The organism is Paenibacillus sp. 1A_MP2, from assembly GCF_052244825.1.
Classification (GTDB): Bacteria; Bacillota; Bacilli; order Paenibacillales; family Paenibacillaceae; genus Paenibacillus; species Paenibacillus vandeheii.
In genome coordinates this window covers 6,269,885-6,295,889 of record NZ_JBQQCS010000001.1, presented here as the reverse complement: position 1 = coordinate 6,295,889, position 26,005 = coordinate 6,269,885, and the positions used below count along the sequence as shown (strand labels likewise).

Annotated in this window: 18 protein-coding genes, 3 rRNA genes and 1 pseudogene; 17 read left to right on the top strand and 5 right to left on the bottom strand. The window is 45.9% G+C overall.

Annotated features, from left to right (window positions below; all coding sequences use genetic code 11):
• Positions 1–9 precede the first annotated feature (9 nt).
• Positions 10–2,289 (bottom strand): glycosyltransferase, encoded by a 2,280-nt coding sequence (locus ACTWJ7_RS30990; RefSeq protein ID WP_301880819.1) that lies wholly within the window; start codon positions 2,287–2,289, stop codon positions 10–12.
• A gap of 390 nt (positions 2,290–2,679) precedes the next feature.
• Positions 2,680–3,084, bottom strand: coding sequence for a CBS domain-containing protein (locus ACTWJ7_RS30985; protein ID WP_024631266.1), 405 nt, complete (start codon positions 3,082–3,084; stop codon positions 2,680–2,682).
• 147 nt (positions 3,085–3,231) lie between these two features.
• Between ACTWJ7_RS30985 and ACTWJ7_RS30980 the strand changes: the two genes are divergently transcribed.
• The gene (locus ACTWJ7_RS30980) at positions 3,232–5,364 is read left to right on the top strand and encodes a penicillin-binding transpeptidase domain-containing protein (protein ID WP_301880818.1); all 2,133 of its coding nucleotides are present in this window, start codon (positions 3,232–3,234) and stop codon (positions 5,362–5,364) included.
• 105 nt (positions 5,365–5,469) lie between these two features.
• On the opposite strand, the gene ACTWJ7_RS30975 is transcribed toward ACTWJ7_RS30980, so the two are convergent.
• On the bottom strand, positions 5,470–6,228 hold the full coding sequence (locus ACTWJ7_RS30975) for a class I SAM-dependent methyltransferase (protein ID WP_301880817.1): 759 nt from the start codon (positions 6,226–6,228) through the stop codon (positions 5,470–5,472).
• A 304-nt stretch (positions 6,229–6,532) separates the two neighbouring features.
• Here ACTWJ7_RS30975 and ACTWJ7_RS30970 point away from each other — a divergent pair, with 304 nt between their 5' ends.
• The 10 genes and pseudogenes from ACTWJ7_RS30970 to ACTWJ7_RS30925 all read left to right on the top strand — a co-directional run bounded on the left by ACTWJ7_RS30970 (position 6,533) and on the right by ACTWJ7_RS30925 (position 15,046).
• The gene (locus ACTWJ7_RS30970; protein WP_443146198.1) at positions 6,533–7,747 is read left to right on the top strand and encodes an FxLYD domain-containing protein; all 1,215 of its coding nucleotides are present in this window, start codon (positions 6,533–6,535) and stop codon (positions 7,745–7,747) included.
• A 37-nt stretch (positions 7,748–7,784) separates the two neighbouring features.
• Positions 7,785–8,933, top strand: a complete 1,149-nt coding sequence (locus tag ACTWJ7_RS30965; protein WP_301880815.1) for a S1C family serine protease — start codon at positions 7,785–7,787, stop codon at positions 8,931–8,933.
• Positions 8,934–9,053: 120 nt separating this feature from the next.
• Positions 9,054–9,653 carry a TetR/AcrR family transcriptional regulator gene (locus ACTWJ7_RS30960; RefSeq protein WP_301880909.1) on the top strand — a complete coding sequence of 200 codons (600 nt, stop codon included), beginning with the start codon at positions 9,054–9,056 and terminating at the stop codon, positions 9,651–9,653.
• A 33-nt stretch (positions 9,654–9,686) separates the two neighbouring features.
• On the top strand, positions 9,687–10,907 hold the full coding sequence (locus tag ACTWJ7_RS30955; RefSeq protein WP_301880814.1) for an MFS transporter: 1,221 nt from the start codon (positions 9,687–9,689) through the stop codon (positions 10,905–10,907).
• A gap of 155 nt (positions 10,908–11,062) precedes the next feature.
• Entirely contained in the window at positions 11,063–11,710 is a 648-nt protein-coding gene (locus tag ACTWJ7_RS30950) for a TrkA C-terminal domain-containing protein (protein ID WP_301880813.1), read from the top strand.
• 348 nt (positions 11,711–12,058) lie between these two features.
• Complete coding sequence (locus ACTWJ7_RS30945) at positions 12,059–12,616, top strand: ATP-binding cassette domain-containing protein (protein ID WP_443146197.1); 558 nt, start codon at positions 12,059–12,061, stop codon at positions 12,614–12,616.
• Positions 12,613–13,191 carry a CBS domain-containing protein gene (locus tag ACTWJ7_RS30940; protein WP_443146196.1) on the top strand — a complete coding sequence of 193 codons (579 nt, stop codon included), beginning with the start codon at positions 12,613–12,615 and terminating at the stop codon, positions 13,189–13,191. Before ACTWJ7_RS30945 ends, ACTWJ7_RS30940 begins: the two co-directional genes overlap by 4 nt.
• Complete coding sequence (locus ACTWJ7_RS30935; protein WP_301880811.1) at positions 13,188–13,844, top strand: ABC transporter permease; 657 nt, start codon at positions 13,188–13,190, stop codon at positions 13,842–13,844. Before ACTWJ7_RS30940 ends, ACTWJ7_RS30935 begins: the two co-directional genes overlap by 4 nt.
• Positions 13,845–13,935: 91 nt before the next feature.
• Positions 13,936–14,843, top strand: a pseudogene (locus ACTWJ7_RS30930) (glycine betaine ABC transporter substrate-binding protein).
• Positions 14,844–14,878: 35 nt separating this feature from the next.
• Entirely contained in the window at positions 14,879–15,046 is a 168-nt protein-coding gene (locus ACTWJ7_RS30925; protein ID WP_079350412.1) for a DUF3934 family protein, read from the top strand.
• Positions 15,047–15,490: 444 nt separating this feature from the next.
• On the opposite strand, the gene ACTWJ7_RS30920 is transcribed toward ACTWJ7_RS30925, so the two are convergent.
• Positions 15,491–17,254 (bottom strand): methyl-accepting chemotaxis protein, encoded by a 1,764-nt coding sequence (locus tag ACTWJ7_RS30920; RefSeq protein WP_301880809.1) that lies wholly within the window; start codon positions 17,252–17,254, stop codon positions 15,491–15,493.
• A 1,022-nt stretch (positions 17,255–18,276) separates the two neighbouring features.
• Between ACTWJ7_RS30920 and ACTWJ7_RS30915 the strand changes: the two genes are divergently transcribed.
• The 5 genes from ACTWJ7_RS30915 to ACTWJ7_RS30895 all read left to right on the top strand — a co-directional run bounded on the left by ACTWJ7_RS30915 (position 18,277) and on the right by ACTWJ7_RS30895 (position 24,749).
• Positions 18,277–19,827, top strand: a 16S ribosomal RNA gene (locus ACTWJ7_RS30915).
• Positions 19,828–20,137: 310 nt separating this feature from the next.
• Positions 20,138–23,062: ribosomal RNA gene (locus tag ACTWJ7_RS30910) — 23S ribosomal RNA — on the top strand.
• A gap of 83 nt (positions 23,063–23,145) precedes the next feature.
• A 5S ribosomal RNA gene (rrf, locus tag ACTWJ7_RS30905) occupies positions 23,146–23,263 on the top strand.
• Together the 16S, 23S and 5S rRNA genes form the textbook arrangement of a ribosomal RNA operon.
• 215 nt (positions 23,264–23,478) lie before the next feature.
• On the top strand, positions 23,479–24,102 hold the full coding sequence (locus ACTWJ7_RS30900; protein WP_079350408.1) for a deoxynucleoside kinase: 624 nt from the start codon (positions 23,479–23,481) through the stop codon (positions 24,100–24,102).
• Positions 24,099–24,749, top strand: coding sequence for a deoxynucleoside kinase (locus ACTWJ7_RS30895; protein WP_079350407.1), 651 nt, complete (start codon positions 24,099–24,101; stop codon positions 24,747–24,749). Before ACTWJ7_RS30900 ends, ACTWJ7_RS30895 begins: the two co-directional genes overlap by 4 nt.
• Positions 24,750–24,806: 57 nt before the next feature.
• Here ACTWJ7_RS30895 and ACTWJ7_RS30890 read toward each other — a convergent pair whose 3' ends face one another.
• Positions 24,807–25,250, bottom strand: coding sequence for a ferritin-like domain-containing protein (locus tag ACTWJ7_RS30890; RefSeq protein ID WP_079350406.1), 444 nt, complete (start codon positions 25,248–25,250; stop codon positions 24,807–24,809).
• A gap of 191 nt (positions 25,251–25,441) precedes the next feature.
• Between ACTWJ7_RS30890 and ACTWJ7_RS30885 the strand changes: the two genes are divergently transcribed.
• Positions 25,442–25,924, top strand: a complete 483-nt coding sequence (locus ACTWJ7_RS30885; protein ID WP_301880808.1) for a hypothetical protein — start codon at positions 25,442–25,444, stop codon at positions 25,922–25,924.
• Positions 25,925–26,005 lie beyond the last annotated feature (81 nt).

The following is a 26,005-nucleotide window of genomic DNA, read 5'->3' as shown; positions in this document are numbered from 1 at the left end:
GCCTCCGCTCTATAAATAAGCCATCTCGTTCAATTCGTCTGGTGAGAAATTGTTTTTGCCTTGAGATGTAGGGCCTTTTTTGCCCTGCTGCATATGTTCCTTATTCCACTGTTTCAGCAGTGCTTCCAATGTCGGCATCTGATGGTTGCGAGCAATGTCACGAATATTGGTCACACGGTAAAGGTCCCCTCGTTTGTCACGCAGGGATTGTACCCACACGCATTCGAGTGAGATATCTTCGCCAAGCGGAAGTTGGATTTCATTGACCAAATCATGATTTTCCATCTCCACCAGAACGAATTCATAGTTGAAATCCAGCAATGTCATGTTTCCATGATCCGGTGTTTGCAATTCGCGATTCAGCGCAATTCGTGCCAGCTTCCGGTTGGACATGAATTCACTCTGACCCCGACGCACAAAATTCAGGCGAATGTCTTCAAATGTACTGATATCCTTGTCCAGCTTCTGCGGCAGCGTAGGTTCGCGATCATAGATAATATGCAGCAGCTGGCGCTGCTCTTGTTCCGTGATCTCCTTGACGGTAAAAGCATATTTCCAACGGTTCCCGATCGAAGCGACATGCGCCACCTTGCCTGTAAACTCGCTTGAATATCGATCATTCACCAGTTTAATGCCAATCTCGATATCACTTGGAATGTACTTCGGTGTATCTAGTATAACGGAAATTCCGCCTTCCGAGAGATCGTGAGTGATGCAGGAGATGGTCTCCCCCTCCGTAGTGAGCGTGCAATCCACGGCAGCCATTGAGCGCTCGTGGTTTCGGAATACTTTGCGTCCAGCCAGGAAGAAGATCGACATCATGATGTTATAGAAATTAATCAATAACCAGTACAGCACAACGAGGAAACCAATCGTGCCCTGACTGAATGTCCAATGAATGCAATTCACGATTCCGATTATGGACAGCACCGCCAGAATCAGATGAGGAATCATCTGTTTAATTTGATAGTTCCGATCATTATTTTGCGCTCCGTCTTTGCGGGTAACGACGAATTTGTTCATCGTGATGCCAAGGGTCTCCAGAATGACGGCCGGCAGAAGGGATGGGAACAAAATGGTCTCATATACATTGGTCCATTTGGTGGTCCGAATATTGCCGGATAGCATTCGCAGACAGGTGTTGGTCAATAGATACATCGGCAACCAGAACACAAGGATCTCCAGAATGGTACATTTCACAACCAGAATGCCAAACACGGCAAACAATATGGGTGACATGATGTACAGCAACCGTTTTAACCCGGAGTACCAGTAGGTAATGGAAGAGATATAGTTCAGCTTTTGGGCAAAGCTAAGTCCTTTCTTGAAAAGAAGGTTCATCTTTTTGCCTGTTTGGATACAACCGCGCGCCCAGCGCTGGCGCTGTTTGATCAGGCTTTTCAGATCACCGGGAGCAAGCCCGGAGGCTAATACTTTGTTGGTGGCGAAGCAGCGATACCCTTTGCTCTGCATCTCAATACCGGTAGCAAAATCCTCTGTAATGGAGCCAGTGTAGAAACCGCCCACGTCTTCCAGCGCCTGTCTGGAGAGTACAGTATTTGTTCCCCCATAGATGACGGAGTTGGATTTGTTGCGTCCTACTTGTACGTCCCGATAGAAATAATCCTGTTCATTCGGTATCCGGTTCTCAGAGTACAGATTGTACTGGAATTGATCGGGATTATAGAAGCTCTGTGGTGTCTGCACAAAACCGATTTTTTCTCCGGTCAGAAAGTAGGGAACGCACGACGTCAGAAAATCATGCTTCGGAATCATGTCGGCATCAAAAGTGACGATTAGCGGGGAGGACGTATGCTTCATCGCATTGTTCAGGTTACCCGCCTTGGCGTGCACATGCTCCGTTCGCGTAAGGTAGTTAATGCCCAGGTGCGCCGCCAGTTCCCGCATCTCGGGACGGTTAGAGTCATCACACAGATGGATATGTACTTTGGAGTGATCAGGATAATCCATGTTCAGACAGCCGTTAATCGTTTTGAACAGTAGCGAAGTGGGTTCATTATAAGTCGCGATAAATACATCCACATCCGGATATAAGGCTTCGTCAACAATAGGAAGTGTAGGATATTCGAGCCGGGTCATATTGTAAAAATGGACCGCCAGTTCGAACATACCTATAAGTTCGACAATGAGGAGGGCAAGACCTGCGGTCACGGCGAGAGGGCCATGTCCGAAAGGAATAGTGAAGAATGTACGCCAAATGACGTAAATACAAGACATAATCACAGTAGCCGTGACAAGTACCTTGTTGCGTGTACTTAAGTAGTTCAAGTGAATACCTCTTCCTGATTTTTCTGAGTAGTGCCGCCTATCGAAATAAAAAGAATGTGATCATTGTACTAAACGATTCTGAACAAATTCTGAAAAAAAAGATAGGACCTCAGTAAATATAGAGCCATCGATTCAATTTTCGATGGGTAATTTTGTCGTATCATAATAATTATTGTAGTTATTTGTCGAATTTTACGCAATATGTTTATTCGTTTTTTTCGCAAAGATGAAATTAGGTCCTAAACGGATTTAAAAACACAAAAATGACGAGCCCAAGGATCAACGTCATTAAGTTAAGTTACACTTAATGTCATTGCCCCCAAGGACTCGTCATTTCTGTTTCAGTCTTTTGCCAATCTGATCTGCAAAAGGCATATATTCAATTCAAACTTAGTCAGAGATGTTACGCGTATAATACTCAATAATATCCTTGCGACGGATAATACCGAGGAAGACACGGTCCACATCCACCACAGGCACAAAGTTTTGATCTGCTGCCAGCGTCAGCATATCCTCCATTTCGGCCTTAATAAAGACACATTCATTATATACACGGTTGTCGATCTCGTGCACCTGAACCTGATCCATCGTTTCAAATGTCAGTCCGGGGGTGCTCCGCATTTTCCATAACAAATCGCCTTCGGACAGGGTGGCAACATATTTTCCATCCTGGTCAATCACGGGAATGGCGGTATAATGTTGCAATTCAAGCTGCTCGATCGCATCTTTCATGGAAGCTGAAGACTTGATATAGGCCACTTCGGCTTTGGGGAGTAAAAAATAGCTGATTTCCATCATCGGGCTCCTTTACTGTAATCTCACTATCCTTATTTAAACATATTATGTGAGCTTTCGGCTATTTTTAATGATAAATTCGTCAGATTTGTTCCATTGTTTAATTGAGGCTGGAAATCTATAGTGTATATTAGAGGTGATATGATCATGAAATCGAAACGTAAAATTATTTATGGACTGCTTCCCATCTTATTTGCTGGTGGAATCGGAATGTACTTATACATGCAGAATAGCAAAACAGAGGAAGTGAAACCCCAGGCAACCGTTGATCAATACATAACGCATTTGCAAAAGAAAGAATTCGATCAACTGTATCCCTTGATGACGCCTGCTTCATTGAATGAGTCTGGCATGAACCGTGAGCAATTTGTGGAAAAATACAACGCGATTTATTCGGGTATGGAGGTTTCTGCGGTAAAGGCAGCATTGATACCGAAAGTAACCGAAGAGACAACGGACAGCAACTCACAGCAAGGCAAGGATAACGGTGATAAAGAGAACAAGAATGGGACGAATAGTGGAAATAAAAATCAAAACCCGGATGTCTATGAGGTGGACTACAGCCTGCAGCTAACGACCTTCCTGGGGGAAGTGAATGAGACGCATACATTGAAACTGGTACGTGAAGAGCTTGAGGACGGAGCGAAAGTCTGGCGGATCAACTGGAAGCCATCCATGATTCTGACCGACATGGTCAAGGGGAGCAAAGTTCGGGTCAGAACACTTTTCCCGGAACGTGGAGACATTGTTGATCGTGAAGGGCTGCCCCTAGCAACAAAGGGAAATATATATGAATGGGGCATCATTCCTGAGAAGCTGGGAGAAAATCCGGAGACGATGATCGCCCGAATTGCGGAGCATTACAAAGTAACAGCAGATATCATTAACACTGCACTTGCACAGAAATGGGTGAAGCCGGAATATTTTGTTCCCATTGCTTCAACAGAGGACTCCAGGGTGCCTGCAGCACTGGCTGGTGTGCAAGTTCAATCCAAGGAAATACGGTATTATCCGCTTGGAGAGTCTGCGGCTCATCTGATCGGCTATGTTCGCAAGGCCACCAAGGAGGATCTGGAGAAAGATAAGGAAGGTTATTATCGTGCGGAAGATTGGATTGGCAAAGCCGGACTGGAGCAATCACTGGAGAAACAGCTTCGCGGCGAACGAGGTGGCCTGATCGAGATCACCGATGATTCTGGAAACACTCGCTTAGAGCTTATCCGCAAGGATGCAGTGGATGGACAGAATATTCAACTGACGATCAGCTCCGAGCAACAGAGTAAGTTGTATAAAACACTATCCAGTGGTGGTGAAGCCGGAGCGATGGTGATGATGAATCCAACGGACGGTAATCTGCTGGCACTGGTCAGTGCGCCTTCCTATAATCCAAACAAGATGGTTACGGGACTGACACAGGCAGAGTGGGATGCATATTCAGCAGATGAGAAGCTTCCTTTTATCAATAGGTTTACGAATCGCTATGCACCTGGCTCAACCTTCAAAGCCATTACGGCAGCTGCCGGGCTGATGGAGAAGGTTACCACAGCGGACAAATCGCATGATATCTCTGGTTTGCAATGGCGCAAGGATGAGAGCTGGGGCGGTTACTATGTGAAGCGTGTGAAAAGTGTAACCCCGGTGAACATGGTTGATGCGCTGGTCTACTCGGACAATATTTATTTTGCGAAGGAAGCTGTTGAGATGGGCAGCGCCAAGTTTATAGAGGGTATCCAGAAGTTCGGTTTTGGAGATAACTTTGGACTGGATGAACTGTATTTGAAACCAAGCCAGTATGCGAACGAGGCTCATCTGGATCTGTCATCCGAGGTGTTGCTCGCTGACACATCCTATGGACAGGGAGAAATGTTGATGTCGCCGATTCATCTGGCGTCGTCCTTCACCCCTTTTATTAATGAAGGGAAAATGGTGAAGCCTGTACTGATCGAGGAAAAGGAAACCGCCAAACCGGAAGTTGTAATTACGCCTGAAGTCGCAAATACGGTGAAGGATGCCTTGGGCCAAGTCGTAACCCGATCGGGAGGAACGGCCCATTCCTTGGACTCACTTCCTGAAGGGTTGGCCGCGAAGACAGGGACTGCCGAGTTGAAGGCCAAAAAGGGAGAGAAAGGCCAGGAGAACGGTTTTGTCGTGGTGTTTGATACGGATTCACCTTCCTTCCTTATAGCCGCGGTTATTGAACAAGTGAACGGACGAGGTGGCAGTCATCATGTGTTGGATAAATTAAAGCCGTTCCTGGAGAAAAAGGGAGTAACGCAGTAATTTGGTACTATATACGATGATCTAAAATAGTATTTGAAAAGCCCATCCACCATTCATGTTACCAAAATGGTGGATGGGCTCTATTTTTGCCTTTATGTTATAGATTTATTTCTGGGCAGTCAGCATAAAACGTGCCGAGTTCGTTCGAATCCCTTTATCGCAGCGATTTTGCTCGACGAACTGTTGGAAACACTCCAAATCGGATTCCCTCTCACCAAAACCGGGAATGATCGGTGCATGGGTCAGAAGGAATAGCAGATCATCAGATGTGGCGTAATACTCTGTTGCATTATATTCCCGAACTTGAATATGTTGAAAACCTGCTTCGCCAAGTTCATGTTTGTATCGTTCCATCAATGTGTCTGGCTGAACGCCCAGTGACTGTCCACGGCCAAAGACCTCTGAGATGTTACATTTATCGTTTTCACTGACTTGCTGAGTAAGGAATATACCCCCATCTCCCAATACTCTGTATACTTCTGTAGCGCAGAAGTCGCAGTGTCTGGAGGATACCACATTAAAGAATTGATCTGGAAATGTCAGTTGCTCTGCATTCATATGAATAAAACGGACATTCGAGAAGCCGGAACCAGATGCCTTGAGATTACGCTGTGCAGTTTCAATCATGCCATGGGAAAGGTCGATTCCAACCAATAACAGTGCGGCATGCGCGATGGAAAGAACAGCTTCTCCTCCACCTGTGCCAATATCAAGCAATAGATCGGATGAACGAGTGCGGCGAACAGCTTCCTCATAGAAGTCCCATCCAATGCCCTCTGAAGTCACGTTCAAAGAGTTAAAATCCCAGCCATTCATTCGGCCTATGCGTTCGTAAAAAGAAGTATAATCCATTTTTTTCTTCATTATAGGTTTCCTCCAATGTGAGTTCTTCATTCTAGGCAGATGTTGTGCGAAATCGCTACGATTAGATGTCGAACAGGCTCAAAAGGGCAGACGTATCCCCTGATAGCTGGTACGCGTTTTGACCCAGCCCGACGACTAATTACTTCGAACGATACGACATAACATCCGTTTCACCTCACAGTTGGAATACTTCCATTATACACCACAAATATATGGTGCAATTTACCTTTTTGCTATATGATAAGTGTCGATTCATGTAATAAAAGCATAGTATACATACGTTCTTTTTGATGGAGGGATCAGGGTGTATTGTCACGTATGTGGGACCAAAAGCAGTCCAGGGGACAGCACATGTAGAAAGTGTAGAACGAAATTAAAAGACTCAGGCTCTACAGAAGAACAGATTTGGGCAGAAACAGCGGTCGGTTTGGAGAGTGGAGCGGGAAAAGCAGTCAATCAATTATCCAGGCAGCATCAGTCTGCACCGAAGCAGAGCAACCAAGGTCGCGCATTTAGCTGGATTATTCCACTGCTTCTGGCAGCGGTGATGGGGGCTTTGCTGACGTACTATTACAAGCAGGAGACAGGTATTAATTCAGAGGTGAAATCGCTGCATCAACAGGCGGAACAAGCAGCCCTGGAAGGTAAGTACAAAGAAGCACTTCAGTTGCTGGACACCGCTTTAGCGAAACGGCCGAACTATAATGCACTTGTACAGGATCGCCAAATTACGGCGAAGGCGTTCAATCTGATGAATCAGTTAAATGAGGCGGCCACAAGTTTGAAGACAGGGAAACTCTCCGCAGGAGACAAGACCATACAGGCTGTAACCAAAGTGCTGAACGAGCGGGAAGAACCAGTATTTTCCAAAGTACGTGCGACATTAAACAATAGAAAGGTCACACTGGCCGTACTGAAGGTGAAGAAGGAAATCGATAGTTTGACGACGGTAGAGGCACTTGCCGAGAAGCTGGATACCGTATCGAATTTGAAGGGCAAAGAAGCTGAGGCGGTTCAGAAACAAATTATCGACAAGATGGCTGGCCTTAGCTATAAGCAAGCTGAACAACAAGTGAAGAAAAAGGATTTCACAGCAGCTTTACAAACTGTGGATCAAGGGTTGTCCTATGCGCCGGAAAATGAAAAACTCACTGCGTATCGTGAGAGGGTGCTCAGTGAAAAAAAGGCGTTTGAAAAAGCGGAAGCGGAACGGATCCAACTGGCGGAGCAGCAGGCTGCGGAAGAAGATCTGAAGAATCGAACAGCAGCAGTAAGCTTAGTGAGCGTTGACGCAGCGCTCGATATGTACGGTGACCTTTATATCAGCGGTTCAATGGTAAACAATGCGACCCGGCCGATCTCCTCCGTCACTATCATGGTCGACATTTATGGTACAGACGGTAGCTTTCTGGGCCAGACTTATGTGGATGTGTATCCAAGCTGGTTGGATGTGGGGAAGAAGGGTTCTTTGAAACCTATTATTATGGTGTGTATCAGGAAGCGGAAGTCTCTGTTGTGAATGCAACGTGGTATCTGGAATAGGAGGACAAGTTGGAATGACCAAACGAACATGGAGTACGATCATATCCTGTGCCATGATAATTGGTGCTGGAGCAGGAGGCGTGTTCTGGATACATCAGCATTCAACGGATCAGTTGCAGGATGGGCCCAGATTGGCAGTTGTCGCAGCGAAGGAAACGGAAAACGCGGCAGCGACAACTGCTTCCAAGCAACCTGTGAAGAAGACGCGCAAACAGATTATTGAAGAGAGCCAGAAGAAAGTGGTTACGATCGAGAGCAGCAGTGGATTGGGCTCTGGCTTTCTTTACAATGATCAGGGGGATATCGTAACCAATGCACATGTGGTGGAAGGCTCAAAAGAAGTGACCGTCCGTACCCTCAATCATGAGGAATTTAAGGGAACGGTCATTGGCATAGGGGAAGAGACAGACGTGGCAGTTGTCAGGGTGCCGGATCTGAAAAAGGTCAAACCACTATCCATTGCCAAATCCAAAGCCGAGACTGGAGATGAGATCCTGGCGCTGGGCAGTCCGCTCGGGCTAGAGAACACCGTAACTACAGGGATTATTAGTGGTGTAGGCCGTAGCTTTGAAATAGCACCTTATATTTATAGCAATCTTTATCAGATATCAGCTCCTATAACCCATGGTAACAGTGGTGGACCACTGATTAGTGCGGAGACTGGCGAAGTACTTGGGATCAATTCAGCTGTGGTGGAGCAGGAGGGTGGAATTGGATTCAGCATCCCTATGACCAGTGTGCTCAAGCAGGTGCAGAACTGGTCCAAAAATCCTTCTGGAACAGCAGCAGTTAAGACGGCAGGGGATACGCATTCGGGATCAACCTCAGCAGCATTGGAAGCAGAGGCACTGGTGACGGACTTTTATACGAGCCTGAATCTGAGCGATTATGTCACCGCCTATGCATTGCTCGGCAGCGAATGGCAGAGCGGGACAACGTATGCGAAGTTTCGCGAAGGGTATATCAATACGAGCTATGTAACTATCGGTGATATTTCCTCTACAACCAACGGAAATAAAGAGATGGAAGTGACGGCGGTCATTACAGCAGATGAGCGTAGAGATGGCGAGTATGTAACAACGAAATACAAAGTTACGTATCAGGTCGGATATGAGAATGGCCAGCTGAAAATATTGCATGGTCAGGGCAAAAAGATGAAATAAAGTGTAGGAAGGGAGTTGGCCAATTGGCCGGCTCTCCTTTTTGATTGCTTATGTTCGATTCATCTGTTAAAATACAGAACGAACGTTCAGTATGCAAGAGGTGGAGTGAAATGTATGAGTATGAATAAAAAGCAACTACAAACCGAGCAGACCAAGAAGAAACTTGCGGATGCCTCAAGAGCCCTTTTTGTGCAAAAAGGCTATAAAGCAACGTCCATTGAAGATATTGTGGCTGCGACGGGCAGCAGTAAAGGCAATATATATTACCACTTTAAAAGTAAGGAAGGTCTGTTTCTCTACCTGATTGATGAATGGGATCGGGAGTGGGAGGAGAATTGGGCAGCCAAGGAACATCTGTATCATACTTCTACGGAGAAGATTTACGGCTTGGCAGAACAATTAATCCTTGATGACATGAATCACCCACTGACGAAGGCGGCAGATGAATTTTTTACCGGTGAGAAGAAAGAAAATGATATTGAAGAACGAATAGCTTTAATGTTTGAGCGGCATATTCAATTTAACAAACAATTGGTGGAACAGGGAATTGAGAGCGGGGAATTTAAAGCAGACAACGTAGACCATCTAGCGCTCATTCTTGAAAGCACCATTATTGGTCTCAGTCAGCTGTCGCGCGGCATGGAGCCAGAACAGGCTCTTGCCTTATACCGCCAGGCGGCTAGCGTATACTTGTATGGAATTGCAAAAGATAAAGATTAAGGTAACATTTTGACAACTACGGAGGATGGAATCATGGCATTACTTACACGGAACAGGGGCGCATTGCTGCTGTTAATGTTTAATATTTTTCTCGTTTTTACAGGTATAGGTCTTGTTGTGCCTATTATGCCTGCGTACATGGATCTACTGCATATCACCGGGTTCACGGTTGGTTTGCTGGTAGCGGCATTCTCCTTTACCCAGTTTCTGTTTTCTCCCATTGCGGGCCGTTGGTCAGACATCTTGGGACGTAAAAAAATTATCGTTGGCGGCATGTTAATCTTTGCTGTATCCGAGTTTATGTTTGGTGCTGTGAATGCACCGTCGCTGCTCTTCGCGGCACGGATGCTTGGCGGGATCGGCGCAGCGATGATCTTCCCGGCGGTTATGGCGTACACTGCAGATATTACAACAGAGGAAGAACGCGGTAGAGGTATGGGATTAATAAATGCCGCAATTACTACAGGATTTATCATCGGTCCGGGGATCGGCGGATATATCGCGGACTTTGGTATTCGGATTCCTTTCTATGCTGCAGGTATTGCGGGTTTGCTGGCATCCATCATTACGCTGATTATTTTGCCGGAATCAACCAGAATTACTGGAGAACAGACCAAACCTGTCGCGGGTGCAGCGAAGGTCAAAGGTCCGGGCATGGTTTCCCAGCTGTTTCGTTCGTACCGTGAGCCCTACTTTTTCAGTTTGGTCATCGTATTTGTTATGGCGTTTGGCTTGGCTAACTATGAGACGGTCTTTTCTCTGTTTGTGGATCACAAATTTGGTTTCACGACCAAGGATATTGCCTTCATTATAACGTTTGGTTCCATTGCGGGAGCCGTGGTACAGGTCTCATTGATTGGCTGGTTGTTAAACCGATTTGGTGAGAAAAAAGTAATCTCGGTCTGCTTGCTCTTTGTAGCGGTATTTGTATTGTTAACCCTGTTTGTAAACACATACTGGATGATTCTGGTCGTTACATTCATCGTCTTCCTGGGCATGGATATTTTGCGTCCGGCAATCAGCACGCAGATGTCCAAACTGGCGGAAGAACAGCAGGGCTTTGTAGCTGGATTGAACTCAGCCTATACAAGTTTGGGCAATATCGCAGGTCCAATTGTAGCGGGAGCATTATTTGATGTGAATATTAACTACCCTTATGTTTCGGCAGCTGCCGTTCTGGCGATCTGTTTCCTGTTATCTCTGCGGGTATTAAGAGGAGGGGAAACTGATAGTAAGGTCAATGTGATGAGATAAGTACCTTCTTGGCATGATCCCCCATAACGTGTTATGGAGTTCTCTCGGAACCTAATTTATTTTACAAAGGCGATGAGCTATACTGATGGCGTGGGGGGATTACCTCCATTTTTGCCTGATAGGGTTGTTAATTAACGCGAAGGAGAGAATCTCACTTGCAAGAGAAAGCCAGTTATAAATCAATAGCGCTTGATATTGCTCAGCGAATTGTTAGTGGGGAATTTCCCAAACAAAGCAAACTTTCCGGACGTTCACTGCTAGCCGGCCAGTATCATGTGTCGCCAGAGACGATCCGCAAAGCCATAGGGTTATTGAAAGATGAGAATATTGTCTCTGTATCCCAGGGCAAAGAGATCATCGTACTCTCGGATCAGAACGCGCTTGAGTATATTACACGTAATAATTATTTGAAATCCACATATTCCCTGAAGCATGATTTGCAACAATTGTTATTGGAGAGAAAAGAGTCAGATCGCAAATTTGAAACATTACTTACTCAAATTATTGAAGCGTCTGATCGTCTTAAAAATCTAAAGCCATATCATCCAGTCGAAATCACAATTGGTGAACAATCACACGTCATTGGCAGATCTATAGGGAACTTGCAGTTTTGGCAGCATACGGGTGCAACCATTATTGCATTGCGGAGAGGGACTGAGGTTACCATATCTCCTGGCCCCCATGTTATTTTGCGTGAAGGGGATATCGTGATCGCTGTTGGGAACGAAGGGATGTATACTAGAACGGAGCAGTTTATTAATCAGATAGAAGACCAGATTCCACTGGACTCTGAAAAGCTATAACTTTTCCGCTCGATAAAACAAGGCATGTGTTGATCATTAATAGAATAAGCAATTATCGGCTCCGTGCAGGTAATTACAGTCGAAAAGCAGGTGGAATCTATAGAGATTCCACCTGCTTTTTGGTGTGCGTCCAGCTTAGACGATGACTTGACGATAGATGCCCTGAATGAAGCAGTTGCATATGAAGCGGATTACAAGGGAAATTGAAGACAGAGCAAAGTCGAGTAGAGTGCCCAGTATTCATTTATTAAAGGATCAACTTACAACTCTATTTTGTGATATGGGTTGTCAGTTTAAATGTGGTCTGTTATAGTTTTTAGATACACAGAAAAAATACGGGGGTTATTTATGCTAAAATTTGAACATGTTTCTAAAAAATACAGTAACGGATATCATGCGGTGAAAGATATTGATTTTGAGGTAGATGCTGGCGAAATTCTTGTATTAATTGGACCTAGTGGATGTGGCAAAACAACAACCATGAAAATGATTAATCGTCTGATTCCCAATACTTCAGGGAAAATCTACATCCACGGTAAAGATATATCGCAGGAAAACCCCGATACACTTCGTAAAAACATCGGTTATGTCATCCAGCAAGTAGGATTATTTCCTCACTATACGATTGAAGATAACGTTGGACTTATTCCGCAACTCAAAGGTTGGGAAGCAGGGAAAAAGAAAGAAAGAGTGCTGGAGATGCTCCGCTTGGTAGGATTGGATCCCACTGTTTTTGCCAAAAGATACCCCAAACAGTTATCCGGTGGACAGCAGCAGCGTGTTGGGGTAGCCCGGGCATTGGCGGGAGATCCGGAAATTGTACTGATGGATGAGCCCTTTGGTGCACTGGACCCGATAACACGCGAACAGTTGCAAGATGAGCTACTGAGGCTTCAAAAGAAGTGAAAAAAACGATTGTTTTTGTCACACATGACATGGAAGAGGCGCTCAAATTAGGTGATAAAATCGCGATTTTGAAAGACGGCGAATTAGTGCAATTGGATTCACCTGAACAGATACTAAGTCAGCCAGCCAATGAATTCGTTGAAGGGTTTATCGGCAAAAATCGAATTTATCAGAATCCCGAATACATTTCAATTACGGATGTTATGCGCGATAATCCCACTACCTCTTATCCTGATCGTACACCAGGAAAAGCACTTGCATTCATGAGACAACGAAAGACCGACACTCTACTTGTTAGCAATGAATCTGACAAACTGCTTGGGATTGTATCTGCCTATGACCTCGCCGCCAAGATGGAGGGCATCCGTACGATTGAAGAAATTATGACTTGGCCTCCTGTAGTACTAGAAGATACTGCGACTGCGAGAGATGCACTGGCGTTAATTACGCAAACAGCGCATGGTGTTATCCCTGTAACGACAGTGGAAGGTAAAATCGTCGGCATTGTCACCCGTAGCAGCCTGTTAACTGCCTTTGCCGCAAAATGGGTGGGAGATGAGGAGGAAACATCATGAGAGATCGTTCATTGTGGGAACAAATGAAGCAGCAGTTTAACAGTCGTGGAGAAGAACTTTTACAATCGCTGGGTGTCCATATCCAGTTAGTCTTCATTTCAATGTTATTGGCTATTATCGTCGGTATTGCCTTGGGGATCTTGATATCTCGTATTCAAGGACTGAAAGGAATCACACTGGGAACGGCTGGCATTTTGCAGACGATTCCAAGTCTTGCGATGCTCGGTTTTATGATTCCTCTGTTTGGGATAGGCATCAAAACAGCGGTAGCTGCTCTGTTCTTATATTCACTATTACCAATCATCCGTAATACGTATGCAGGCATCGCTGATGTAGATAAATCGGTTGTTGAAGCGGCAAGAGGAATGGGCATGAAGGGTGGACAGATTCTGTTCAAGGTTCAATTGCCACTAGCGATGAGTGTCATTATGGCGGGTATTCGAACAGCAGCCGTTATTAATGTAGGAACTGCCACTCTTGCAGCATTTATCGGTGCAGGCGGGCTTGGCGAGTTTATTTTCCTCGGCATTCAACGTAATATTGATGCTCTGATTCTAATGGGGGCCATTCCGGCTGCGATTTTGGCTTTGGTTATTGATTATTTACTCGGACTGTTGGAAAAGGTGACGACACCTAAAGGGCTGAAAGTTTGAGCTTGGAATCTCCGTTACAGCTTTGCGAATTCCGGCTATAGTTAGTCACGTATATCAAGATTCGAATAATCTGGAGGTATTTATAAATAATATGAAAAAAACTGGACTTATTTTCGCGTTACTTGCTTCTGTTGGTATTATTCTTGCTGCATGCGGTGGGGGTAAGAGTGGGGAAAGTGGAGCAGCGAGCGATAAACAGATTACTGTAAGCTCGAAAAATTTCACGGAAAATGTAATTATTGCGCATATGATGGCAGATCTAATTGAAGCGAAAACAGATATTAAAGTGAAACGGACGGTAAATCTGGGCGGATCAAATGTTGTATGGAATGCATTGAAAAATGATGAAGTTCAACTGTATCCTGACTACACCGGGACTATTGTAGCCAACTATTATCAGGAGGAAACGGGAACATCGGAGGAGTCTTTAGCCAGAGCGAGAGAGCTTATCAAGCCGGAAGGTCTTGCTTTTTTGGAACCATTTGGTATAAATAATACGTATACACTTGCGGTAACCAAGGAAACGGCGGATAAGTATAAACTTAAAACGCTGAGCGATCTGGCTAAAGTATCGGATGATATGGTGCTTGGTGTAGAATTCGAATTCCTCGATCGGGAGGACGGATATCCTGGAATTCAGAAGCTTTATGGTATGAATTTCAAAGAGTCTAAAGGAATGGATCACGGTATCATGTATCGGGCGATTGAAAAGGGAGAAACGGATGTAACCAATGCTTATGCTACGGATGCACAGATTAAAGTACATGATCTTGTTATCCTTGAGGATGATAAGGAGTTTTCCCTCCATATGACGGTGGACCAGTCATTCGGCAGGACACATTGGATCAATATCCCGAGTTGGAAGAGGTACTGAATTTGCTCAAGGGCCAGATTACGGAGACTGAAATGCAGGAGTTAAATGCACAAGTTGACGTAGAAGGACTAAAAGAAGATGATGTCGCTCATGATTTTCTGGTTAAAAAAGGTCTGATCGAATAGAATAAAGAGACCTGACTGATTATTGGGGTGATAACATGAGTAAAGTAAAAGGTAAAGGCGGCACAGGCCGTGGTACTGGAAAAAAAGGCTGGAATCGCTGGCAGGCCGCAGCCAATCGGGCAAAAAGTGCCCCGAAGCCTTATAAAAGTAAAGGCACGAAGAAGAAGGACGACACCGAAACTTCAAATGACAAGTCCGAGTAAGTGGCACTTGGAGAAGCCAAAGGCGTTCATGGCAAAGAGATCTGACCTACAAAAGGACAGATCTCTTTTATGTGCGCCCATCATAAGTGCTATCTTTAGGGTTGAATTCCAGAATTGAAGGCAGTAGTAGCCATTAGCTGAAGGGAAGTGTTTCCACCGTGAGGTGGAATCTGAAGGAAGCTGGCGCTGTATGAGGTTACATAACAAACCAAAGTCCATACTGTCAAAGGAATACGAGAGTAATTGAAGCAGATAGATGGAGAGGAAGATAGCGTTCCTAACGGGGGAGATCTGTGTTGTTGATCTGTGTAGTAGGCGAAGTCCTTCACGAATTGCTTTTTTAAATATAGAAAAGCCAAACTCAAACGGCAGTTCCAACATTTAATTGGCGCACTGGTTGAATTTGGCTTGAATCCGTAGGGGTGATGACTAATAAAAATTGATTCAGTTTGCTTTTACTTTGAAGAATGAGATCAGTTCCTGTAATTGGCCCGATACAGCGGAGAGTTCATCCGAGGCCGAGACAATGGAAGCCATGGATGCTTCCTGTTCCGCAATAGATTGCTCAATCTGTTTGCTGCTATGTGCTGCTTTGCTTACACTGGCAGACAATTCATCCGCAGTTGCGGACATTTCCTGTGTGCTGGCAGATATTTCTTCGGTAGAGCTGGAGATATCCTGAATTTGGTTGGCGACTTTGTTCGTAGCTGTCAGAATATCCTCAAAGAATTGGCCCGTCTCCAGGGTGACATGAGACCCCTTCTCTACTTCTTGGGAGCCAAGCTCCATAGCTTCGGCGGATTGGAGGATATCGCGCTGAATTTCGTCAATCAAGGTACGGATCTGTTTGGCTGAGTCCTGGGACTGTTCAGCGAGCTTGCGTACTTCCCCTGCGACAACCGCGAAACCTTTTCCTTCCTCACCAACACGAGCTGCCTCAATGGAAGCATTCAGGGCGAGCAAATTAGTCTGTTCCGCAATCTGTGTAATCATATTTACGATGCTGCTAATTTCGTTGGAGCGGCTTTCCAAAGATTGTATAGATTCCGACGTATGTTTCACCGCACCGGAGATCAGTCTCATCTGCTCAATAACTTGTTGCATAATCTCATGGCCTGAATTAGAACGTTGTTCCATGCTTAATGCCTCATCCGCTACATCTGCAGAACTGCTGGCAATCGTCTGCACAACGGTAGACATCTCTGTCATCGCTCGGGCACTTTCCACGCTGGCTTGATCCTGAGAACGAAGGCCCAGTGAGATATCCCGGATATTACTGCTGATCATCTGGATGTTATCATTATTTTTTTCGGAAATGTCTAATAATTTCTTGGATGAATCAGAAAGGTGATAGGATGTCGTTTGCACTTTGAACATCGTGTCATTGAATCGCTGAATCATCGTATTGAATTTTTGATTAATAACTCCTAGATCATCTCGTCCGGTTTGGATGGTTACATCCAGATTACCAGAGCTCGCAGCCTCAATACCCTCCATGAGGTCACGGATTGGCTTGAGTGTTTTCTTTAACAGAATATATTGTAGTACCATAAACAGAATCAGGAAGGCTACCAGGAATATGCTGCTATATGTAATCAGTTTATGAAGTCCTTTTGGAACTGCGCTTGCATCAACATCAAAATAAATTGCGGCATAGATCGTACCTTCAGCATTCTTGATGGGATACATGATGGTTGTCCAGGTACCGTAATCATCGGTATAAAAACTACTAAATCCGGGTTGGCTGTCTACTTTCATATCCTCAAGAGCTGCAACAATTTGAGAGGATAAGGGATACATTGTACCTGCTGTCATATTGCCTTCTTCGAAGGAATCTACCAGGCTGGTTGGAATCGCGATAATGGAGGTCTCATTTCCCTTTTCCAGTTCCGTCCCGAAAATGTAAGCCTGGGCAATGTTGGGATAGAGCTCGTGGATTGAATCCAGATAGTCTCGAAGTACCTTTTGGGCAGGTCCGGAATAATTTTTCTCATTTACTGCTTCAAGAACCTTGATTGAATCCAGATCAGTGGACCATTTCTGCGTTGTTACCGCAGCCTGATCATATAACTGTTGAATCAAAATGCTTTTTTGAAACTGATATCCGGCTGTGATTAAAATAACGCCGATTAGCGTTATGCTACCGAATGAAATAACGAGATTTTTAACAAAGAAAGGAAGGGTACTCCACCGTATCTTATCTAACAATATCTTTCACTCCTTTTTCTAATTGAGACCATTCTGGATGCGTATTCGCTTTGCGTATGGTGCTTTGTATCCATGTGATATATCGTAATAGATTTAGTTTAATGTTAGCGTTTGGAATGAAAATGATGCTTTAGAACCAAGGTTTTTCAGAATGTTTCTCGTTTATTTCACTATTGTGTTCATAAATGAAAAATGCGCAAGTTCTTTACGGCCATTTCCTTAAAGATTGAGAAAATGGATTGCAAGAAGTATTAAGGCGAGTTCGTTTTGATGAGTGAATTGTTGCCTAACATATATATACATAGAGGTAAGAGGGATTTATATTGAAATAAAGATATGCGCATATATGAAATACATTATTACGCAAAAATGACTCGAGGCGAGATTTTGGTGAATCAGCAAAATCACTGAACATTATTCTGTTGCTATAATGAAAGACAGCAGTATATAGATGAAGCTAACTTAATAAGTAGTTACATTAATGAAGGAAAGTATTTACGCTCCTCTGAGTTAAACTATCCTTTAAACCTTAGGCGTTGGGATTACATTCACTATAGGTTGTTTCTTAGAAGCCAGTAGTCATAGTGAGTATCCAAAAATTCCGTTAGCGGATTAATCACTGGAATACATTTAATCAAGAGTCATTGTAGTGATATAAAATAATTTATAAAATAGGTTGTAATTAATAATAGAACATGATATATTATTAATCCGGCCAAGAAAACACAAGAAACACGGTGCGGCAAGCGAATGAAAAATAAGTTTCGAAAGAAACTTAAAAAAAGATGCTTGCAAAGTTGGTTCGGACGTGATAATATATAAGAGTTGCTGAAGAGAACAACGACAGCGACGGAAACAAGTTTGATCTTTGAAAACTGAACAACGAGTGAGTAACGATCTTGCTTGCAAGATCGACGCTGAGAAATCGGTACACGTCTTCGGACTGTATGATTTTGAAGCAAAATAAATGAGATTTTTAATCTCGTCAGTTTCAAAATGAGCTTATCGCTCTTTTCAATACTTTATTGGAGAGTTTGATCCTGGCTCAGGACGAACGCTGGCGGCATGCCTAATACATGCAAGTCGAGCGGACTTGAAGAGAAGCTTGCTTCTCTGATGGTTAGCGGCGGACGGGTGAGTAACACGTAGGCAACCTGCCCTCAAGCTTGGGACAACTACCGGAAACGGTAGCTAATACCGAATAGTTGTTTTCTTCTCCTGAAGGAAACTGGAAAGACGGAGCAATCTGTCACTTGGGGATGGGCCTGCGGCGCATTAGCTAGTTGGTGGGGTAACGGCTCACCAAGGCGACGATGCGTAGCCGACCTGAGAGGGTGATCGGCCACACTGGGACTGAGACACGGCCCAGACTCCTACGGGAGGCAGCAGTAGGGAATCTTCCGCAATGGGCGAAAGCCTGACGGAGCAATGCCGCGTGAGTGATGAAGGTTTTCGGATCGTAAAGCTCTGTTGCCAGGGAAGAACGCTTGGGAGAGTAACTGCTCTCAAGGTGACGGTACCTGAGAAGAAAGCCCCGGCTAACTACGTGCCAGCAGCCGCGGTAATACGTAGGGGCAAGCGTTGTCCGGAATTATTGGGCGTAAAGCGCGCGCAGGCGGTCATTTAAGTCTGGTGTTTAATCCCGGGGCTCAACCCCGGATCGCACTGGAAACTGGGTGACTTGAGTGCAGAAGAGGAGAGTGGAATTCCACGTGTAGCGGTGAAATGCGTAGATATGTGGAGGAACACCAGTGGCGAAGGCGACTCTCTGGGCTGTAACTGACGCTGAGGCGCGAAAGCGTGGGGAGCAAACAGGATTAGATACCCTGGTAGTCCACGCCGTAAACGATGAGTGCTAGGTGTTAGGGGTTTCGATACCCTTGGTGCCGAAGTTAACACATTAAGCACTCCGCCTGGGGAGTACGGTCGCAAGACTGAAACTCAAAGGAATTGACGGGGACCCGCACAAGCAGTGGAGTATGTGGTTTAATTCGAAGCAACGCGAAGAACCTTACCAGGTCTTGACATCCCTCTGACCGGTACAGAGATGTACCTTTCCTTCGGGACAGAGGAGACAGGTGGTGCATGGTTGTCGTCAGCTCGTGTCGTGAGATGTTGGGTTAAGTCCCGCAACGAGCGCAACCCTTGATCTTAGTTGCCAGCACTTCGGGTGGGCACTCTAAGGTGACTGCCGGTGACAAACCGGAGGAAGGTGGGGATGACGTCAAATCATCATGCCCCTTATGACCTGGGCTACACACGTACTACAATGGCCGGTACAACGGGCAGTGAAACCGCGAGGTGGAACGAATCCTAAAAAGCCGGTCTCAGTTCGGATTGCAGGCTGCAACTCGCCTGCATGAAGTCGGAATTGCTAGTAATCGCGGATCAGCATGCCGCGGTGAATACGTTCCCGGGTCTTGTACACACCGCCCGTCACACCACGAGAGTTTATAACACCCGAAGTCGGTGGGGTAACCGCAAGGAGCCAGCCGCCGAAGGTGGGATAGATGATTGGGGTGAAGTCGTAACAAGGTAGCCGTATCGGAAGGTGCGGCTGGATCACCTCCTTTCTATGGAGAATCGTTTCCCGCGTGGAAACATTCAAATACGCAGCTTAGCTGCAAAACTTACTCACTCGTTGCTCAGTTTTGAGAGCTCAAACTCTCAAACAGCTTGCTTTTGCATGGAGCTTGTTCTTTGAAAACTAGATATCGAAACGAAATTTTGCGATTTAGAACATTCCTTTTTAAGCTGAACTTGTGTTAAAACAAGTTTCAATAAATAGTGAAAACTGCATGAGCGAGTGATCGAAATGGAGCGACTTTTGGCTTTGGACGCAGTCCAAAACAAGCGGAGCGACAGCTCGAACACGAGCGAGTTGGTTAAGCTACTAAGAGCACACGGAGGATGCCTAGGCGCTAGGAGCCGATGAAGGACGTGGCGAACAACGAAACTGCCTCGGGGAGCTGTAAGCAAGCTTTGATCCGGGGGTGTCCGAATGGGGAAACCCAGCTGGGGTAATTTCCAGTTACTCACAACTGAATACATAGGTTGTGTAGAGGCATACCAAGGGAACTGAAACATCTAAGTACCTTGAGGAAGAGAAAACAATAGTGATTCCGTCAGTAGCGGCGAGCGAACGCGGAGAAGCCCAAACCAGAGAGCTTGCTCTCTGGGGTTGTGGGACGTCTCACATGGAGTTACAAAGGAACCGGTTAAGTGAAGAGGTCTGGAAAGGCCCGCCAAAGAAGGTAAAAGCCCTGTAGTTGAAAGTTGGTTCCCTCCGAGACGGATCCCGAGTAGTGCGGGGCACGTGAAACCCCGTATGAATCCGGCAGGACCATCTGCCAAGGCTAAATACTTCCTAGCGACCGATAGTGAAGCAGTACCGTGAGGGAAAGGTGAAAAGCACCCCGGAAGGGGAGTGAAATAGAACCTGAAACCGTGTGCTTACAAAAAGTCAGAGCCCGTTTTAGGGGTGATGGCGTGCCTTTTGTAGAATGAACCGGCGAGTTACGTTCCCGTGCAAGGTTAAGGTGAAGAGCCGGAGCCGCAGCGAAAGCGAGTCTGAATAGGGCGATGTAGTACGTGGACGTAGACCCGAAACCGGGTGATCTACCCCTGTCCAGGGTGAAGGTGCGGTAACACGCACTGGAGGCCCGAACCCACGCATGTTGAAAAATGCGGGGATGAGGTGGGGGTAGCGGAGAAATTCCAATCGAACTCGGAGATAGCTGGTTCTCCCCGAAATAGCTTTAGGGCTAGCCTCGGAAAACAGAGTCGTGGAGGTAGAGCACTGATTGGGTGCGGGGCCGCAAGGGTTACCAAGCTCAGTCAAACTCCGAATGCCATAGACTTACTTCCGGGAGTCAGACAGTGAGTGCTAAGATCCATTGTCAAAAGGGAAACAGCCCAGACCATCAGCTAAGGTCCCCAAGTGTGTGTTAAGTGGGAAAGGATGTGGAGTTGCACAGACAACCAGGATGTTGGCTTAGAAGCAGCCACCATTGAAAGAGTGCGTAATAGCTCACTGGTCGAGTGACTCTGCGCCGAAAATGTAACGGGGCTAAACACACCACCGAAGCTATGGCTTGATGCTTTGCATCAGGGGTAGGGGAGCGTTGTATAAGGGTTGAAGGTGTACCGTAAGGAGCGCTGGACATTATACAAGTGAGAATGCCGGTATGAGTAACGAAAAGATCAGTGAGAATCTGATCCGCCGAAAGCCTAAGGGTTCCTGAGGAAGGCTCGTCCGCTCAGGGTAAGTCGGGACCTAAGGCGAGGCCGAAAGGCGTAGTCGAAGGACAACAGGTCGAAATTCCTGTACCACCGTAAGCCGTTATGAGCAATGGGGGGACGCAGCAGGGTAGTGACGCGGACTGATGGATGTCCGTCTAAGCAGTGAGGCTGATGTGTAGGCAAATCCGCACATCGTAAGGCTGGACTGTGATGGGGAGCGAAAATTAGAGTAGCGAAGGTCATGATCTCACACTGCCAAGAAAAGCCTCTAGCCAGGTGATGGTGCCCGTACCGCAAACCGACACAGGTAGGCGAGAAGAGAATTCTAAGGCGCGCGGAAGAACTCTCGTTAAGGAACTCGGCAAAATGACCCCGTAACTTCGGGAGAAGGGGTGCCCCGGTAGTGTGAATAGCACGAGGGGGCCGCAGTGAAAAGGCCCAAGCGACTGTTTAGCAAAAACACAGGTCTGTGCGAAGCCGTAAGGCGAAGTATACGGGCTGACGCCTGCCCGGTGCTGGAAGGTTAAGGGGAGCGGTTAGGAGCAATCCGAAGCTGCGAACCGAAGCCCCAGTAAACGGCGGCCGTAACTATAACGGTCCTAAGGTAGCGAAATTCCTTGTCAGGTAAATTCTGACCCGCACGAATGGCGTAACGACTTGGGCGCTGTCTCAACGAGAGATCCGGTGAAATTTTAATACCTGTGAAGATGCAGGTTACCCGCGACAAGACGGAAAGACCCCATGGAGCTTTACTGCAGCTTGATATTGAATTTGGGTACGATCTGTACAGGATAGGTGGGAGCCTTTGAAACGTGAGCGCCAGCTTGCGTGGAGGCACCGTTGGGATACCACCCTGATCGTATCTAGGTTCTAACCTGGTACCGTAATCCGGTGCGGGGACAGTGTCAGGTGGGCAGTTTGACTGGGGCGGTCGCCTCCTAAAGAGTAACGGAGGCGCCCAAAGGTTCCCTCAGAATGGTTGGAAATCATTCGAAGAGTGCAAAGGCATAAGGGAGCTTGACTGCGAGACCTACAAGTCGAGCAGGGACGAAAGTCGGGCTTAGTGATCCGGTGGTACCGCATGGAAGGGCCATCGCTCAACGGATAAAAGCTACCCTGGGGATAACAGGCTTATCTCCCCCAAGAGTCCACATCGACGGGGAGGTTTGGCACCTCGATGTCGGCTCATCGCATCCTGGGGCTGAAGTAGGTCCCAAGGGTTGGGCTGTTCGCCCATTAAAGCGGTACGCGAGCTGGGTTCAGAACGTCGTGAGACAGTTCGGTCCCTATCTGTCGTGGGCGTAGGAAATTTGAGAGGAGCTGTCCTTAGTACGAGAGGACCGGGATGGACGTACCGCTGGTGTACCAGTTGTTCCGCCAGGAGCACCGCTGGGTAGCTATGTACGGAAGGGATAAGCGCTGAAAGCATCTAAGCGTGAAGCCCCCCTCAAGATGAGATTTCCCAGTATGTAAGACCCCTTGAAGACGACGAGGTAGATAGGCTGGGGGTGGAAGTGCAGTAATGCATGGAGCTGACCAGTACTAATCGGTCGAGGGCTTATCCAAGATATGCAGGTGATACATCGCAATTTTCGTTTCGGATCTAGTTTTCAGAGAATAAACTCTGAAATATAAGGCTAAGCTATGCGTTTGGTGGCGATGGCGGAGGGGTTCCACACGTACCCATCCCGAACACGACCGTTAAGCCCTCTAGCGCCGATGGTACTTGGACCGCAGGGTCCTGGGAGAGTCAGGACGCCGCCAAGCAATCGAAAGACACGATCGTATATAAGCGATCGTGTCTTTTTCTTTTATTATGAATTTTAGGGATTATTATAATGTCTTATTTATCTTAGTCCGTAGAGATAAAACTCATTTTATACATAAAATACTGGCCTTCCCATCATCGAAGCTGTGATACAATAGGTGAGGTCTATAAAGAAACGGAAACACGCATGAGTACGAGGAGGAACTGGAACACGATGAAATCCGCACCGTTTATTGCAGTGGAAGGTCCCATTGGAGCCGGGAAAACAACGTTGGCAACAATGCTTTCCCAGGAATTGAATCTTCCGCTGGTCAAAGAAATTGTAGAAGAGAATCCCTTTCTGGCTTCCTTCTATCAGGATATAGATGAGTGGAGCTTCCAGCTTGAAATGTTTTTTCTGTGCAACCGATTCAAGCAACTGGAAGACACGGGCGCTCACTATATTAAACAGAACACTCCCGTTATTTCGGACTACCATATCTATAAAAATATGATTTTTGCCGATCGTACCCTAAAAGGAACAAAACGGGACAAATACCGTCAAATTTATCATCTCTTAACGGATGATCTGCCGAAACCCAATCTGGTGCTATATATTGAAGCTGAACTCGATACATTGATGCAACGCATCAACAAACGTGGACGGTCTTTTGAGCAGGATATGGACCCGGCGTATATGGAACAGTTGATCGCAGATTACAAAACAGGTATGGCCTACCTGGCTAACAGCCCGAATCCGCCGATTATCATTAAGGTGAATGCGGAACAGCTCGATTTTGTAGAACATCCCGAACATTTCAAACAGATTGTTAATCAGGTAAAGGAGTATATCACATGAACAACTATGGCATTCCCACGAATGCATTAATCACGGTAGCAGGTACTGTAGGGGTGGGCAAATCCACACTAACTGCAGCTCTGGCAGAGCGTTTAAATTTCAAGACATCTCTTGAGCAAGTCGACCACAATCCATATCTGGAGAAGTTCTATCATGACTTTGAACGTTGGAGCTTCCATTTGCAGATTTACTTCCTGGCAGAGCGTTTCAAGGAACAGAAGAAAATCTTTGAACTGGGCGGCGGATTTGTACAGGATCGTTCCATTTATGAGGATACCGGCATCTTTGCGCAAATGCATGCGGATCAGGGTACAATGTCGGCTACGGATTTCGAGACATACAGTAGTTTGTTTGAAGCGATGGTGATGACACCATATTTCCCTCATCCGGATGTACTGATCTACCTGGAGGGTAGTCTGCCATCCATCCTGAATCGAATTACGGAACGTGGACGAGAAATGGAGATCCAGACGGATCGTTCCTACTGGGAGCATATGCATGAGCGCTATTCGGTATGGATTAATCAATTTACGGCTTGTCCGGTATTGCGTTTGAACATCGATGAGTATGACGTGAATGACCCAGCATCGGTGGATGCCATTTTGGCACAGATTGCTGCTGTCATTATGCCGTCTAAAAAAATCTAAATAAGAAATCATTATAAAAACACATCCCCTCCCATGCCAATAGGAGGGGATGTGTTTTTATTTTACAGTAGAGCTTGGTTTATGCTTTGTCAGATAGTACAGGAACCATACGGCATGCCTTTGCTCGTCTGTGGCAGCCCGTCTAAATGTTTCTTTAATATGCGGGTCAGTGGCCTGATCTGCAGCATCAGAATAAAATTCGACGGTCTGTTGCTCATCTTTGAAGGCATAGTGAATTCCCGCGATGTATTCGGATGGACAATCCTGGGAGATTTGGACAGTGGGCTGAACTCCCGTCAAGGATACATAAATACTAATAAAATATTGAAGATGCTTCATTTCATCCTGGCGTATCTCCAGAATACGCATTTTTTCTTCTGTAGTTGGTGCCAATTCGGCAAGTTTAGTATAACAGGCAATAGCTGAGGATTCTCCGTTTATGGCTTTCGTAACCTGAGCTATGATCATGCTGTCATTCCGATAATAAGGATAACTGTACAAGGGAGTTGCTCCTTCCATACCTCTTTTTACAGCATATTATGTGAATCATAGGCAAATGTGCCTGTTCTAAAAATCAATAATCTGCTTACCTAAGCATAGAAATTTGTTGAATAAAAGCAGGTTTTGTGGTTTCATAGGAAAGGTGAATTCTGGAAAATAAGCATAAGCATGACTCAGGAGGGAAAGTCAACGTGGAAGAGAAACAAGGGATCAAGATCGGCATGCCAATCGTTGGTGGTTTATTGGCAGCAGTTGTAGGGGGTATTGTCTGGGCAGTGATCGCTGCTATGACAGAAAGAGAGCTTGGGCTCATTGCTATTGTCATTGGGGCGCTAACAGGCTATGCGGTTGTATTATTCTCAAACAAACGGATCGCGACGGTACATAAAGTCATCGCAGTTATATTTGCACTTATCGGTATTTTGCTTGGGAAATATCTGACGGTGGTGTATTTTACATCCGAGTTGTTCAGCGATGCGAGCGTGATGGATCTGGTGTTCGATGGTGAGATGGTAAGTGCATTTGTGGAAACCTTTACGGATTATTTCAGCGAGCCGGTTGATCTGTTATTCATCGTACTGGCGATCGTATCGGCATGGCAGATTCCAGGACGGATGGTAAAGACCAGTCTGGCATCGGATGCATCGTCATCTGATCACGCTCCAAGAGCTTAACTGATTCGACTGGAAGACGCAGAAATTCTGTGGAATACAGTTATTGTTGCAAGAAAAAAAGTACTCAGAGTGAATGGTTTT

Coding starts and splice junctions, on each gene's coding strand:
- ACTWJ7_RS30985 (WP_024631266.1), bottom strand. CDS start 3,084: ATGGAAATCAGCTATTTTTTACTCCCCAAAGCCGAAGTGGCCTATATC.
- ACTWJ7_RS30980 (WP_301880818.1), top strand. CDS start 3,232: ATGAAATCGAAACGTAAAATTATTTATGGACTGCTTCCCATCTTATTT.
- ACTWJ7_RS30975 (WP_301880817.1), bottom strand. CDS start 6,228: ATGAAGAAAAAAATGGATTATACTTCTTTTTACGAACGCATAGGCCGA.
- ACTWJ7_RS30965 (WP_301880815.1), top strand. CDS start 7,785: ATGACCAAACGAACATGGAGTACGATCATATCCTGTGCCATGATAATT.
- ACTWJ7_RS30960 (WP_301880909.1), top strand. CDS start 9,054: ATGAATAAAAAGCAACTACAAACCGAGCAGACCAAGAAGAAACTTGCG.
- ACTWJ7_RS30955 (WP_301880814.1), top strand. CDS start 9,687: ATGGCATTACTTACACGGAACAGGGGCGCATTGCTGCTGTTAATGTTT.
- ACTWJ7_RS30945 (WP_443146197.1), top strand. CDS start 12,059: ATGCTAAAATTTGAACATGTTTCTAAAAAATACAGTAACGGATATCAT.
- ACTWJ7_RS30935 (WP_301880811.1), top strand. CDS start 13,188: ATGAGAGATCGTTCATTGTGGGAACAAATGAAGCAGCAGTTTAACAGT.
- ACTWJ7_RS30925 (WP_079350412.1), top strand. CDS start 14,879: ATGAGTAAAGTAAAAGGTAAAGGCGGCACAGGCCGTGGTACTGGAAAA.
- ACTWJ7_RS30900 (WP_079350408.1), top strand. CDS start 23,479: ATGAAATCCGCACCGTTTATTGCAGTGGAAGGTCCCATTGGAGCCGGG.
- ACTWJ7_RS30895 (WP_079350407.1), top strand. CDS start 24,099: ATGAACAACTATGGCATTCCCACGAATGCATTAATCACGGTAGCAGGT.